We start from the raw sequence: 12724 nt of genomic DNA on the forward strand, positions 1-12724 counted from the left end.
ATTCCCCACGCGCCCGCCGGCCCGCGCTCCTAACGTCGGTGGCATGACGAGTTCACTTGCGCTTGAGGGCATCAAGGCACGCCAGCAGAAGACCTGGGCCAGCGGCGACTACGGCGCGGTCGCGGCCCTCATCCATGCCACCTCCGAGCATCTTGTCCAGGCGGCGGACCTGACCGCCGGGTCGCGGGTCCTCGACGTGGCCACCGGTACGGGCAACGCGGCGATCGCGGCGGCGCGGTGCCTGTGCGCGGTCACCGGCGTCGACTACGTACCGGAACTGCTGGACCGCGGCCGGGCCCGGGCGGCCGCCGAGCACCTGCGGGTCGACTTCGTCGAGGGGGATGCCGAGGCTCTGCCGTGCGGCGACGGCGAGTGGGACGCCGTGCTCTCCGTCTTCGGTGTCATGTTCGCGCCCGACCAGGAGCGGTCCGCCGCCGAGCTGACCCGGGTGTGCCGGCCGGGCGGCACGATCGCCCTGGCCAACTGGGTGCCGGACGGCTTCATCGGCGAGCTGTTCCGCACTATCGGCCGCCGGGTCCCGCCGCCGCCCGGCGTGCGCGCGCCCGCCGAGTGGGGCAGCGAGCCGCGGCTGCGGGAGCTGTTCGGCGACCGGATCCGGGACCTGCGGATCAACCGGCGCGAGTTCGTCTTCCGGTTCCCGGCCCTGGACGATTTCGCCGACTACTTCCGGGCGCACTACGGGCCGACGCTGAAGGCCTTCGAGGCGCTCGACACCGACCACGGCAAGCTGCTCCACGCCGACCTGGTCGAGCTGGTCTCGCGGTACAACGTGGCCACGGACGGCACCGCGAAGATCCCCTCGGCGTACGTCGAGGTGCTGGCCACCCGGGCGTAGCACCACACCCGGCCCGGGCCTGCTGCGCTGTTTCGCCTGAGCGCGAGGCTTGTGCGTGGTGCAATCGGTGGATGCGGACGACGGTGGGTGCCGAGGCCGGCACGGCGAACCCGGAACGGTGCTAGCGGCGATGCCGAGGGACGCCGCCGTACCGGCATTGCTGCGCCCGGTCGTGCCCGTGGCTGACCGGATGCGCACCAGCATGCGCCTGGGCGCCCTGGTCCTGGTGCTGATGATTCCCGGCATCTTCGCGACCGCCGGCTACGTCCGCGAGGTCCGGGCCCGGATCGCCTTCAGCGCCGCCGAGCGCGAAGGCCTCGAGGTGGTCCGGCCGGCCCTCCTCGCGCTCGCGGACACGGTGGCCGGGAAACAGCCGGACCTGGCGGCCGTCCGGTCCGCCGTCCAGGCCCATCCCGAGCTGCGGCTCGAGGAGCCGCTGCGGTCCGTGCCGGAGCCCGGGACCACCCCGGCCCAACGGCTCGCGCTGGCCACCGCGCTGGCCGGGCTGATCACCGACGCGGGCAACAACTCGAACCTGATCCTCGACCCGGATCTGGACTCGTTCTATGTCATGGACGCCCAGATCGTGCAGCTGCCGAAGGTCCTGCTGTCCGCCGCCAAGATCGCTGCCGCCGATCTGACCAGCGGGAACGCCGCCGTCGCCACCCAGGCGGTGCGGGCCGGCGAGCTCACCACGGCGGCCGACAACCTGAAGTACGACGTGAGCACCGCGGACGACAGCACGGCGATGGACGGGCTGGCCGGCCGGCTGACCGCCCTCACCGCGGCGGCCGAGGCCGCGACGGCGCTCGCCGGGCAGCTCACCGAGAACCTCGACCAGCCCCAGGCGTACGACGTCGCCCCGCTGGCCACCGCCCTGGCCGGTGCGGTCGGCCCGCTCGTCGACGTGCTCGATGACCTGCTCGAGATCCGGGTGGACGGTTTCGCCCGGGAACGGCTCGTCGTCCTCGCCGTCGCCATCGGCGGCTTCCTGCTGGCGGCCTGGTTCGCCGTCGGGGTGCTGTGGCGCACCCGCCACGACGTCGCCATGGCGGTCCGGGGCGTCACGGCCATCGCCGACGGTGACCTGGACCCGCACCTGCTGCCGGCCGGCCGCGACGAGCTGGGCGACATCGGCCAGGCGCTGACCACCGCCCGCACCCGCATGCTGACCCAGGAGGGTGAGCTGACCCGGGCCCAGGCCGTCCGCGAGGAGCAACTGCGGATCAGCTTCCAGCACCAGCGTCAGGCCGAGTTCCGGCTGCGGGACCGGGCCCAGACCATCATCGACGAGTCGACCACCGTCATCGCCGAGGAGCTGCGCCGGGTCACCGACCAGGTCGGCGACGTGCGGCAGGCGGCCGACACCATCAACAGCGGGATCTCGGCCACCGACGCGGCGACCGAGGCGGTGGTGGCCGACGCCCGCCGCGCCGAGGACGTGATCGCCTCGCTGGAGCAGAGCCTGCGCCGGGTCGCCGAGACGGCCACCCTGGTCAAGGGCATCGCCGGGCAGACCCGGCTGCTGGCGCTCAACGCCACCATCGAGGCCGCCCGGGCGGGCGAGCTGGGGCTGGGCTTCACCGTCGTCGCCGACGAGGTCAAGGAGCTGGCGAACAGCACGTCGGTCTCGACCGAGCAGATCGCCCTGACGATCGCCGAGCTGGAACGCGACACCGGGCAGATGGCGGAGACCATCGCCGCGATGGTCGGCGGCATCGCCAGCGTGGGCGAGGCCGCGACGTCGCTGCGCGCGGTCGCGGCCGATCAGGGCACGGTGGTGGGCCGGCTGGCCGACCAGATGGGCCGGACGATCGGCCGGGTCGAGGAGATGTCGGGCCTCGCCGCGCAGCTCGAACGCCGCGAGAACGACCGGGTGACGATGTCCGGCACTGTGTGGCTGCAGCGCGGCAAGGAGCGGCTGAGCACCGAGCTGATCAACGTCAGCCAGGGCGGCATCCGGGTGCAGCTGGCACCGGGCACCCGGCTGAGCATCGGCGACGCGGTGCGGATCGAGAACCTCGGCACGCTCGGCGAGGCGATCCCGGCCCGGGTGCTCAGCCTCGGGAGCGACGACGAGGAGGGCGAGGCCGGCCTGCAGTTCATGGTCACCGACGGTGGCCTGGCCGACCGGATCGACCGCTACGTCACCGATCTGCTCGAGGGCGCCACCCTGCCGGCCTCATAGGAACATCCGCACGTAGCGGCGCTGCCACGGCGTCTCGACCGCGCCCCGGTGGTAGCCCGCGCGGACGTACCCGACCGCCTCCTCCGGCGGCACCCCGTCGAGCACCGCCAGGCAGGCCAGCGCGGTGCCGGTGCGGCCCCGACCGCCGCCGCAGGCGATCTCGACCCGCTCGCCCTCGGCGCGCCGCCACGCCTCGCGGAGCAACTCGGCGGCCTGCGCCCGGTCGGCCGGCAGCCGGAAGTCGGGCCAGCGCAGCCACCGGCTCTCCCACGCCACCGGGGGCGGCTCGCCGCCGAGCAGATACACCCCGAGCTCCGGGGCAGGGCCGGGTGGCTGCGGCCGGCGAAGCCCTCGGCCGCGCACCAGCCGGCCGGACGGCAGGGCGAGCACGCCGGGCGCGGACGGATCCCAGGTCATGTGGAATATTCTCCTCCCGGCGCGCGGATCGACCGGTATTATCGCCGCCGTGCACAGCGACAACTGCGAGCGACGCCGGATGAGTTCCCTCCGGTTGCGTTAGCACGTGCCTCCAGCCGGCGGGTCGACCCCGCCGGCGCTGTGCCACCGGGCATCGATCGACCCGTCTCCGCGTACCGATCGATGGGTTGCCCCGTGAATCTCGAAGCTCTTCTGTCCGCCCGGCTCGCGCCCGCCTTCGCCCAGGTCGCGCAAGAGACCGTCGATCCTGCGGTGCGGCGCTCGCGGCAAGCCGACTTCCAGTCCGGCGCGGCCCTGCCGCTCGCCGGCCCGCTCGGCCGGTCCCCGCGTGACATCGCGGCCAGTGTGCTCGCCGTTGCCGACCTGGCCGGGATCGCCACCGCCGAGGTCTCCGGACCCGGCTTCCTCAACCTGCGGCTGACCGACGAGGTGCTCGCCGCCGGCGCGAACGAGCTGACCGCCGACCCCCGGCTCGGGGTGCCGCGCACGCCGCACCCCGAACGGGTCGTGATCGACTATTCGTCGCCGAACATCGCCAAGGAGCTGACAGTCGGGCACTTGCGCTCGACCGTGATCGGCGACGCCGCGGCCCGGCTGCTGGCCTGGCTGGGCCACGACGTCGTGCGGGCCAACCACCTCGGCGACTGGGGCACGGCGTTCGGCATGCTCATCGAGCACCTGGGGCCGGCGGACGCCGCGTCGATCACCGACCTGACCGCGTTCTACCAGGCGGCCCGGGCCCGGTTCGACGACGACGAGGAGTTCCGGAGCCGGTCCCGGCTGCGGGTGGTGGCGCTGCAGAGCGGCGACGAACAGACCCTGCGGCAGTGGCGGCACTTCGTCGCGGCGTCGCAGCGGCACCTGCTGGCCACCTACGACCGGCTCGGCGTGACGCTCGGCCCCGGCGACTTCCTCGGCGAGAGCTTCTACAACGACAAGCTGGCCGCCGTCGTGGCTGAGCTGATCGACAAGGGCCTGCTGCGGGAGAGCGAGGGCGCGCTGTGCGCGTTCCCGCCCGGCTTCACCGGCCGGGGTGGCGATCCGCTGCCGCTGATCGTGCGCAAGAGCGACGGCGGTTTCGGGTACGCGGCCACGGACCTCGCCGCGCTGCGCTACCGGACCGGGGAGCTGGGCGCGACCCGGCTGCTGTACGTCGTCGGCGCGCCGCAGCGGACCCACTTCGCGATGGTCTACGCGGTGGCCGCCGCCGCGGGCTGGCTGCCGGACGGCGTACGGGCGGAGCACGTCGCCTTCGGCTCGATCCTGGGCACCGACGGCAGGATGTTCCGCACTCGGTCCGGCGGTTCGGTGAAGCTGGCGGCGGTGCTGGACGAGGCGGTCGCCCGGGCCGCGGCACTGGCCCCGTCCGCCGAGGTGGCGCGGGCCGTGGGGATCGGCGCGGTCAAGTACGCCGACCTGGCCGGCGACCGGACCTCGGACTACGTGTTCGACTGGGACCGGATGCTCGCGCTGACCGGCAACACCGGGCCGTACCTGCAGTACGCGTACGCCCGGACCCAGGCCATCCTCGAAAAGTCGGCGACGGCGCCGGGGCCGGTCCGGATCACCGCGCCCGCCGAACGCGCCCTGGCGCTGGAACTGCTCGGCTTCGCCGGGGTGCTGACCGGGCTGGACGAGTCGCTGGAACCGCACCGGCTGGCCGGCTACCTGCACGGGCTCGGGCAGGCCTTCAGCGTGTTCTTCCAGTACTGCCCGGTGCTGCGGGCGCCGGCCGGCGTCCGGGAGAGCCGGCTCGGCCTGTGCGACCTCACCGGCCGGACCCTGCGGCAGGGGCTGGAGCTGCTCGGCATCGACACACCGCAGCCGCTCTAGCCATCCTTTGGTTGCCCGTTCTGCCGCGGATGCGGAAGTACGCTGGGCGGTCACGGCCAGTACGGCATCACCACTCGAGCGCTCGACGACGTCCGGAGCCGGTTCGCGGCATGGCGTCGCGATCTGTTCGCCGAGTTCGCGCCGGAATAGGCGCACGCTCCACGGTGGTCGGTGACACCCGCGACGGCAGCCACCTGGTCGCCAGCCAGATCAACGGCGACTGGAGCGGCCTCGGCGCCTTCACCGACATCCTCGACGCGCAGTTCTGCCCAGCCACCCCTGCCTAAAGCGGGCGGCCCTCCTCCTTGACGACGCCGAGCAGCGGCCGGTTGGCGCCCGCCGGGTCCCACGTCGGGTCGGTGCCGGCCGGCTGCGCCCAGGGGCGCTGGCCGAAACCGGGCCAGATCCGCTGGGTCAGCGCGCGGGTGGTGTGCACCCGCTGGCCGGCCCGGCGGCGGCGTTCGGCGAGCACCGCGCTCAGGAACATCCAGTCCGGGGTGCCCGGCGGCGGCTGCCGGGCGATCGCCTGCGCGACCTCCTGGGCGAGGGAGTGCGCGAAGCGCCCGTTCTGCGGCTGCCGGATCTCGCGGGCCCGGGCCAGGTAATGCCGGGCGGCCAGGGCGAGCTGGTCGTCGAGGCCGCTCAGGTCCAGCTCGGCCGCCCAGGCGGCGAGCTGCGGCGGCATCGACGGCACCCAGCCCCACGCCGCCGGGGAGCGTTCGTGGATGACGAAGGTGCCCGCCGCCTGGTCGCCGAGGCGCCGGCCCTGGGCCGAGAAGATCATCGTGGTCAGCGCGACCGCCCAGGTCAGCGGCGGGAAGAGCAGGCCGGGCCACTCCACGGCGGTGCCGACCAGGGTGCGGGTCAGCGCGTGCCGCAGCCGGATCGGGCCGCCGTCCACCCGCACCACCCGCAGGCCCATCGCGCGCTTGCCGGGGCTGCGCCCGTTGGTGAGCGTCTCGGCGACCGTGGGATAGACGATGAAGACCACGATGATCGCGACGGTGAAGGCCGCCTGCACGAACGCCTCGTCGGCGACCCCGGCCGGCAGTATCGACGTGCCGATCCCGATGAAGATCATCAGCAGCAGCACGAAGAGGGCCTGCACGGCGATGTCGATGATCAGCGCGAGGCCGCGCGAGCCGACCCGGGCCGGGCGCACCTCCACCTCGACGGCCTCACCGTTGACGATCGGCTCGTCACTGCCGCCGGTCGTCGCCACCGCCACAGTCATACGGCTAGTTAACCCGATCGGCGTTGGCTACAGTGCGCCGGTGGACCTGGACGCGTACGTAGCCGAGCGCCGCGGGGAGTGGAACCGCCTCGAAGTGCTGGCCCGCCGCCGGCGGCTGTCCCCGGACGAGGCCGACGAGCTGGTCCTGCTCTACCAGCGCGCGGCCACCCACCTGTCGGTGGTCCGCAGTCACTCGCCGGACCCGATCCTGCTGGCCTCGCTGTCCCAGCTCGTCATCGCCGGCCGCGCCGCGATCACCGGCGGGCGCAGCGTCTCATGGCGGCCGGTGCTGCGGTTCTTCACCTCGTCGTTCCCGGCGCAGCTCTATCGCACCCGGCACTGGTGGCTGACCGTGATGGTCGTCAGCGTGCTCCTGCTCGGGGCGCTGATGTGGTATTTCAGCGCGAACCCGGACATCATCGGCCTATTCGCCGACGGCCGCGCGATGCGGCAGTACGCCGAGGAAGACTTCGAGAACTACTACAGCGAGTATCAGGCCCAGAATTTCGCGGCGAACGTGTGGACCCACAACGCCCTGATCGCGGCCCAGTGCCTGGCCTCCGGCGTGCTGATCCTGCCGGTCCTCTACATCCTCGGCCAGAACCTCCTCGCCCTAGGCATGGCCGGCGGCGTGATGATCTACACCGATCACGCGGACACGTTCTTCGGCCTGATCCTGCCGCACGGCCTGCTGGAACTCACCTGCATCTTCGTCGGCGCGGGCGTCGGCCTGCGGATCGGCTGGGCCTGGATCGCGCCCGGCCCGCACCGCACCCGCGGCCAAGCGCTGGCCGCCCGGGCCCGCGGCGGCATGCTGGTCGCGCTGGGCCTGGCCGCGACGCTGGGCGTCGCCGGGCTGCTGGAGGCGTACGTGACGCCGTCCGGCCTGCCGACCGTGCTGCGGGTCGGGATCGGGGCGGTGGTCTGGCTGGCCTTCATGGCGTACGCACTGGGGGTGGGCGGCGCGGCCCACCGCCGCGGCGAGACCGGCGACCTGGCCCCGGAACACTCGGTCACCCCGGTGCCCACCGCATAGCGGACGGGTTGCGAGTTTGCCGAAAGCCCGCGGTTCCTACAGCCGGCCCGCAGCCTTGAGCATCAGGTAGACGTCGGCGACCCTGGAGGCGAAGCCGTCGCGCAGCTCGTCGACCACGAGCACACCCTGCTGGGTCAGCAGCGCGCGCACCCGGCCCCGCTCGGCCAGCGCCAGCTCGGCGGCCGCGGCCACGTGGACATCGGCGGCGGTCGCGCCCTGCGGCGGGAGCTGGGCCAGCTGCGCCGTCTCCGGGTCGCGGACGCTGGCCAGCACCACCCGGTGCCGGGTGGTCAGCCGGGACAGCATCGGCAGCAGGCCCTCGACGATCGGCGCCGCGTCCAGGGCCGTGAAGATCACCACCAGGGACCGCTTGTGGTCGCGGCGCAGCAGGTCGCCGGCCGCCAGCCCGAAGTCCGTCTCCACCAGGGCCGGTTCCAGCGCCGCCAGCGCGCTGATCAGCCGGGGCAGCTTGGTCCGGTGCCCGCCGCCGGTCACCTTGGCCCGTACGGCGGTGTCCAGCGCCAGCAGGTCGACCCGGTCGTCGGCCTTGGTGGCCAGCACCGCCAGCAGCAGCGCCGCGTCGATCGCGGCGTCCAGCCGGGGCTCGTCGCCGATCCGGGCCGCCGACGTGCGGCCGGTGTCCAGCACGCAGATCACCCGGCGGTCGCGCTCGGGGCGCCAGGTGCGGACCACGACGTCGTGGGTCCGGGCGCTGGCCCGCCAGTCGATCGAGCGCACGTCGTCGCCGATCACGTACTCGCGCAGCACGTCGAACTCGGTGCCCTGGCCGCGGCCGCGGGTGACCACGGCCCCGTCGAAGATGCGCAGCTTGGCGAGCTTCTCCGGCAACAGCCGCCGGGACGGGAAGCGGGGCAGCACCCGCAGCGTCGACGCCGGCGTGCCGGCCTGGTTCCACTGCTGCCGGCGCTGCCGGTACGCCAGCCCCAGCGGCCCGTACGAGCGCAGCGTCACCCGGACCGCGACCCGGTCGCCGTGCCGGGTCGGCGTCAGCGTGGTGGTCAGCTCCTGCTCCTCGCCGGCCAGCAGGCTGAGCCGGTGCTCGGTGTTGTCGGCGCCGGCCGACGGCACCCAGCGGTCGCGCAGCCGCAGCCACAGCACCCGCCGCGAGCCGTTGTGCACGGTCAGCGGCATGCTGGCCGTCTCGCCCAGCCACACCGTCGCCTCGCCGGAGCGGCGCAGCGTGACCCCGGTCAGCGGCGCCGCGGTCAGCCCGTCCAGCACGGCCGCCAGGGCGGCCAGGCCCAGCACGGCCGCGGTCAGCAGCCACGGGGCCGGCAGCAGGGCGGGCAGCGGTACGCCCAGCGCCAGCAGCAGCGCGAAGCGCCTGGTGATCACGGTCGGCTCAGCGGGGCGCGGGCACGGCGCCCAGCACGGTCCGCAGCACCGAGTCGGTGGACACGCCGTCCAGCTCCGCCTCCGGGCGCAGCCGCACCCGGTGCCGCAGGGTCGGGATTGCGAAGGCCTTCACGTCGTCGGGCAGCACGTAGTCGCGGCCGCTGAGCCAGGCCCGCGCCTTCGCGACCGCGAGCAGCGCGGTCGTGCCCCGCGGCGACGCGCCCAGTTCCAGCGCCGGCGACACCCGGGTGGCCCGGCACAGGTCCACGATGTATTCCAGCACCGGCTCGGCGGCGGCGACCCGGCGGGCCGCCTCCCGGCCCGCGGCCAGGTCGGCGGCGCTGGCCACCGGGCTGACCCCGGCGGCCTTCAGGTCCCGCGGGTCGAAGCCGTTGTGGTGCGCCTTGAGCACGCCGAGCTCCTCGTCGCGCTGCGGCAGCGGCACGGTCAGCTTCAGCAGGAACCGGTCCAGCTGCGCCTCCGGCAGCGGGTACGTGCCCTCGTACTCGATCGGGTTCTGGGTGGCGACCACGATGAACGGCTCGGGCAGCCGGCGGGTCTCGCCGTCGGTGCTGACCGTGCGCTCCTCCATGGCCTCCAGCAGCGCCGCCTGGGTCTTCGGCGGGGTCCGGTTGATCTCGTCGCCGAGCAGCAGGTTGGTGAAGATCGGCCCGGGCCGGAAGTTGAAGGCGCCGCTGCGCGCGTCGTAGACCAGCGAGCCGGTCACGTCGCCGGGCATCAGGTCCGGGGTGAACTGCACCCGCTTGGTGTCGACGTCCAGCGCGGCGGCGAGCGCCCGGACCAGCAGCGTCTTGGCCACCCCGGGTACGCCTTCGAGCAGCACGTGGCCGGCGCAGAGCAGCGCGATGACCACCCCGCCGACCACCGCGTCCTGGCCGACGACCGCCTTGCCGACCTCGACCCGGAGGCGCTGCAGTGCTTCGCGGGCCGCCTGGGCCTCCACACCTACGGAAGACGTCACGTCACATTCCCCTCGTCAGGTCCCTGTTGCCAGTTCTGCTGCCCCGTCACGAACCGGACCAGGTTCTGCACGGTTGTGGCGGCGCGCGCCAGTTCCTCGTCGCTGTCCTCGACGGCGCCGCTGAGTATCTGCCGTATCTCGAGGAAGGGCCGCCCGACGGTCGTCGCGACGAGCTCCGCCACCTCGTCGGCCGGGGCGTCCGCGGCCAGCCCGTAGTGCTCGGCGAGCCGGGCCCGGGCCGCGCTCTGCAGGGTCGCCAGCGACGTGCTGCGCGCGTGGGCCCGCCGGTACAGCCCGCCGAGCCCGCGGACGGTCTCGGCGGCGCGGACCCGCACCGGCAGCGGCTCGGCCACCGGCGCACCGAGCCGGCGCGCCGAGGCCGCGGCCAGGGCGAGCGCGGCCAGGGCCAGCAGCGCGAGGGTGGCCCACACGGCCGGCGGGAACGCCCGGGCCAGCGGGCTGTCCGCGACGCCGTTGCCGCCCTGCGATCCACCGTTGGCCTGCCCGCCGTCCTGCGGGTCGCCCTCCGGGTCATCCTGCGGGAAGTCGCCGCCGGGCTGATCACCGCCGCCCTGGTCGCCCTCGCCGTCGCCCTCCCGGCCGGAATCCGGGCTGGCCGGGTCGGGCCGCCCGGTCTCGTCGTCCGGGTCGGGCTCGCGCTTGTGCAGGTCCAGCCAGATCACCGTCGGGGCGCGGGCCAGCAGGCCCCGGGCCAGCGCCCGGTTGCCGTGCTCGTCGGCCCGGTCGTTGCGGAACGGGTCCGCGGCGCCGACCAGGGTCATCGAGGCCCGATCGGTGTCGAACTCGATCAGGCCGTCGTCGTAGCAGCGCACCGCCGGGTAGGCGGCCGCGCCGTACCGCCAGCGCCACACCGCGGCGGGCCCGGCGTCGGACGCGAAGCCGGCGGAGCACCCCGGCTGCGGCGCCGTGGCCGTCCAGCGCGGCCCGAGGACGTCGACGTCGATGCCGGCCAAGTCGAGCTCGTTCCGGCCGGGCGCCACCAGCACCACACGGACCTGCGCCGGAAGCGCCGCCATCCGTTCCAGGTAGGACGGGTGCACCAGCCCGGGGGTGGTGACGAAGACCGTGACCGGCCCGCCGGCGTTGGCGCGGGCGTTGGCGTCGGCGATCGCTTTCTCGCTGCTCGTGCGCACGGTCACCCGTACCCCGGCGCCGGCCAGGCCGTCGGCGAGCTGCCGGGCGCCGTCGCCGGCGTCGCTGGTGGGGGAGAGGAAGGAGGCGTCGGTCGGATCCGGCTGCTGCACCACGTGGGCGACACCGGTCATCGTGGCCAGCCCGGCGACGACAGCCAGGGGCAGCGCGAACCGCAGCCAGCGACGGGACTTCACGGTGTGACTCCCCGCATCCGGGTGCGGACGTCGCCGGTCAGGGCGCGCATGCGTTCGTCGTGCACTCCCAGGGCGGTGCGGTCGCCGTACCAGATCTCGGAGAACAGGTCGGTGGCCCCGGCGAGCGGGCCGGCGACGGCCGGGCGCTGGGCGGCCGCGGCGGCCGCGACCTCGGCGGCGGTCGTGCCGGGCAGCGGCGCGACCACGCCGGCGGCGGTGAGATCACCGACCACGTCGCGGAACCGCTGCCGGATGGCCTCGGCGTAGCGGCCCTCGGCGGCGAGCCGGTCGGCCAGCAGGGTGCCGTCCGGCAGCACCACCGTCGGGGCGAAGACCGGCTCAACCTTGGTCTTCGCCTTCCGGCCGGCCTTCGGCTTCCGGGTACGGCGCCACTTCGGCAGCCGCCAGCGGGGCAGTCGCCAGCGGGGCAGCCGCAGCCGGGGCAGCCGGCGTGGCACCCAGGCCGGGAACCAGTACCAGAGCGCGCCCACCAGCCCGGCGAGGGCCAGCGCCAGCAGGAGCAGGACCCCCGGCGACACGACGTCGAAGACCGCCGCCGCGAACTCGTCCCAGACCCGGGTCACCTCGCGTACACCAGGGCGGCGGCGTCGTCCTCACCGCGACCGCGGGCCCGGCCGATGGCGATGTCGAGCCCCTCGGTCCGGATCCGGGTCTCCAGCAGCAGCACGGCGGCGACGCAGGCCAGCGCGGCGTAGGCGACGGCGTTGGCGAGCGCCCAGGCGGCCGGGCTCAGCCAGGCGAGCCAGGCCGGCTCGCCGTCGCTGAGCCGGGTCAGGACCCACACCCACCCGCTGCCCAGCGCGAACCGGATGACGAACCAGGTCAGATAGGCACAGATCAGCGTCCAGAACCCGCGCATCCCGCCGCGCGCGGTGAGCTGCGCGGAGCGCCACAGCGCGCTGAACGGATTGCCGCAGCGGTCGATGACCAGCACCGCGGGGGCGAGGCTGAACAGGCCATAGAGGAGGAGCCAGGGCAACAGCCCGGCGAAGGCGCCGACCACACCGACGGCCCCGAGGAGCACCGCGACAACGACGGTCGACAACGGCCGGGTCCGCGACCAGAGCTGTCGGTGCGGCACCGCCCGCCCGAGCAGGGCCGGCCCGGCAGCGGCCGAGGCCAGGGCGCCGAGCAGGGTGAGGATGACGAGCTCGCTGGCGAACCCGATGGCGGTGATGCTCCACCACTGCCCGAAATGCCCGGACGCGGGCCCGTAGTAGGGCGGGGTGACCAGGGCAGCTGCCCGCAACGGGACGAGGAGAGCCTGCTCCAGCAGCCCGAGCAGCACCCCGGCGGCGAGCAGGGGCACGGCCCGCGCCCGCAGCAGCGCCATGGCTGCATCCAGCAACTCACCGAGAGTCATCGGACGCAGCGGCAGTTCCGGCTGCGCGGGCATGGCGGCGATCCTACGAGATGACGGCTTGCCGGTGT

At 74.2% G+C, this 12724-nt stretch carries 12 protein-coding genes; 5 read left to right on the forward strand and 7 right to left on the reverse strand.

Features of this window, described 5'->3' with window-relative positions:
• The first annotated feature begins 43 nt into the window (after positions 1–43).
• Positions 44–856, forward strand: a complete 813-nt coding sequence (locus DMB66_RS12605) for a class I SAM-dependent methyltransferase (RefSeq protein WP_125804240.1) — start codon at positions 44–46, stop codon at positions 854–856.
• 130 nt (positions 857–986) lie between these two features.
• A complete protein-coding gene (locus tag DMB66_RS12610; RefSeq protein WP_125804241.1) occupies positions 987–3044 on the forward strand; it encodes a methyl-accepting chemotaxis protein in 2058 nt (685 codons plus the stop codon).
• Here the strand turns inward: DMB66_RS12610 and DMB66_RS12615 are convergent.
• Positions 3039–3461, reverse strand: coding sequence for a protein-tyrosine phosphatase family protein (locus DMB66_RS12615; RefSeq protein ID WP_125804242.1), 423 nt, complete (start codon positions 3459–3461; stop codon positions 3039–3041). The genes DMB66_RS12610 and DMB66_RS12615 overlap by 6 nt on opposite strands.
• Before the next feature lie 195 nt (positions 3462–3656).
• Between DMB66_RS12615 and argS the strand changes: the two genes are divergently transcribed.
• Both argS and DMB66_RS65215 read left to right on the forward strand, forming a co-directional pair.
• Complete coding sequence (gene argS, locus DMB66_RS12620) at positions 3657–5315, forward strand: arginine--tRNA ligase (RefSeq protein WP_125804243.1); 1659 nt, start codon at positions 3657–3659, stop codon at positions 5313–5315.
• Positions 5316–5479: 164 nt separating this feature from the next.
• A complete protein-coding gene (locus DMB66_RS65215) occupies positions 5480–5602 on the forward strand; it encodes a hypothetical protein (protein ID WP_255440589.1) in 123 nt (40 codons plus the stop codon).
• Here DMB66_RS65215 and DMB66_RS12625 read toward each other — a convergent pair.
• The gene (locus tag DMB66_RS12625) at positions 5599–6549 is read right to left on the reverse strand and encodes an RDD family protein (protein ID WP_125804244.1); all 951 of its coding nucleotides are present in this window, start codon (positions 6547–6549) and stop codon (positions 5599–5601) included. The two genes, DMB66_RS65215 and DMB66_RS12625, sit on opposite strands and share 4 nt — an antisense overlap.
• A 40-nt stretch (positions 6550–6589) precedes the next feature.
• Between DMB66_RS12625 and DMB66_RS12630 the strand changes: the two genes are divergently transcribed.
• On the forward strand, positions 6590–7585 hold the full coding sequence (locus tag DMB66_RS12630) for a stage II sporulation protein M (protein ID WP_125804245.1): 996 nt from the start codon (positions 6590–6592) through the stop codon (positions 7583–7585).
• A gap of 36 nt (positions 7586–7621) precedes the next feature.
• On the opposite strand, the gene DMB66_RS12635 is transcribed toward DMB66_RS12630, so the two are convergent.
• From DMB66_RS12635 to DMB66_RS12655, 5 genes are read right to left on the reverse strand one after another with little or no spacing between them, the layout of a single operon-like run.
• Positions 7622–8941, reverse strand: a complete 1320-nt coding sequence (locus DMB66_RS12635; protein ID WP_199752278.1) for a DUF58 domain-containing protein — start codon at positions 8939–8941, stop codon at positions 7622–7624.
• Positions 8942–8948: 7 nt separating this feature from the next.
• On the reverse strand, positions 8949–9923 hold the full coding sequence (locus DMB66_RS12640) for a MoxR family ATPase (protein ID WP_125804246.1): 975 nt from the start codon (positions 9921–9923) through the stop codon (positions 8949–8951).
• Complete coding sequence (locus tag DMB66_RS12645) at positions 9920–11272, reverse strand: DUF4350 domain-containing protein (RefSeq protein WP_125804247.1); 1353 nt, start codon at positions 11270–11272, stop codon at positions 9920–9922. Before DMB66_RS12645 ends, DMB66_RS12640 begins: the two co-directional genes overlap by 4 nt.
• A complete protein-coding gene (locus DMB66_RS12650; RefSeq protein ID WP_125804248.1) occupies positions 11269–11856 on the reverse strand; it encodes a DUF4129 domain-containing protein in 588 nt (195 codons plus the stop codon). The genes DMB66_RS12645 and DMB66_RS12650 overlap by 4 nt, the downstream gene beginning before the upstream one ends.
• The gene (locus DMB66_RS12655) at positions 11853–12689 is read right to left on the reverse strand and encodes a hypothetical protein (RefSeq protein WP_125804249.1); all 837 of its coding nucleotides are present in this window, start codon (positions 12687–12689) and stop codon (positions 11853–11855) included. Before DMB66_RS12655 ends, DMB66_RS12650 begins: the two co-directional genes overlap by 4 nt.
• Positions 12690–12724 lie beyond the last annotated feature (35 nt).

The organism is Actinoplanes sp. ATCC 53533 (assembly GCF_003947245.1).

Bases quoted from the DNA above. Each gene is read 5' to 3' on its own strand.
- DMB66_RS12615 (WP_125804242.1), bottom strand. From the start codon at position 3,461: ATGACCTGGGATCCGTCCGCGCCCGGCGTGCTCGCCCTGCCGTCCGGC.
- DMB66_RS12610 (WP_125804241.1), top strand. From the start codon at position 987: ATGCCGAGGGACGCCGCCGTACCGGCATTGCTGCGCCCGGTCGTGCCC.
- DMB66_RS12655 (WP_125804249.1), bottom strand. From the start codon at position 12,689: ATGCCCGCGCAGCCGGAACTGCCGCTGCGTCCGATGACTCTCGGTGAG.
- DMB66_RS12625 (WP_125804244.1), bottom strand. From the start codon at position 6,549: ATGACTGTGGCGGTGGCGACGACCGGCGGCAGTGACGAGCCGATCGTC.
- DMB66_RS12605 (WP_125804240.1), top strand. From the start codon at position 44: ATGACGAGTTCACTTGCGCTTGAGGGCATCAAGGCACGCCAGCAGAAG.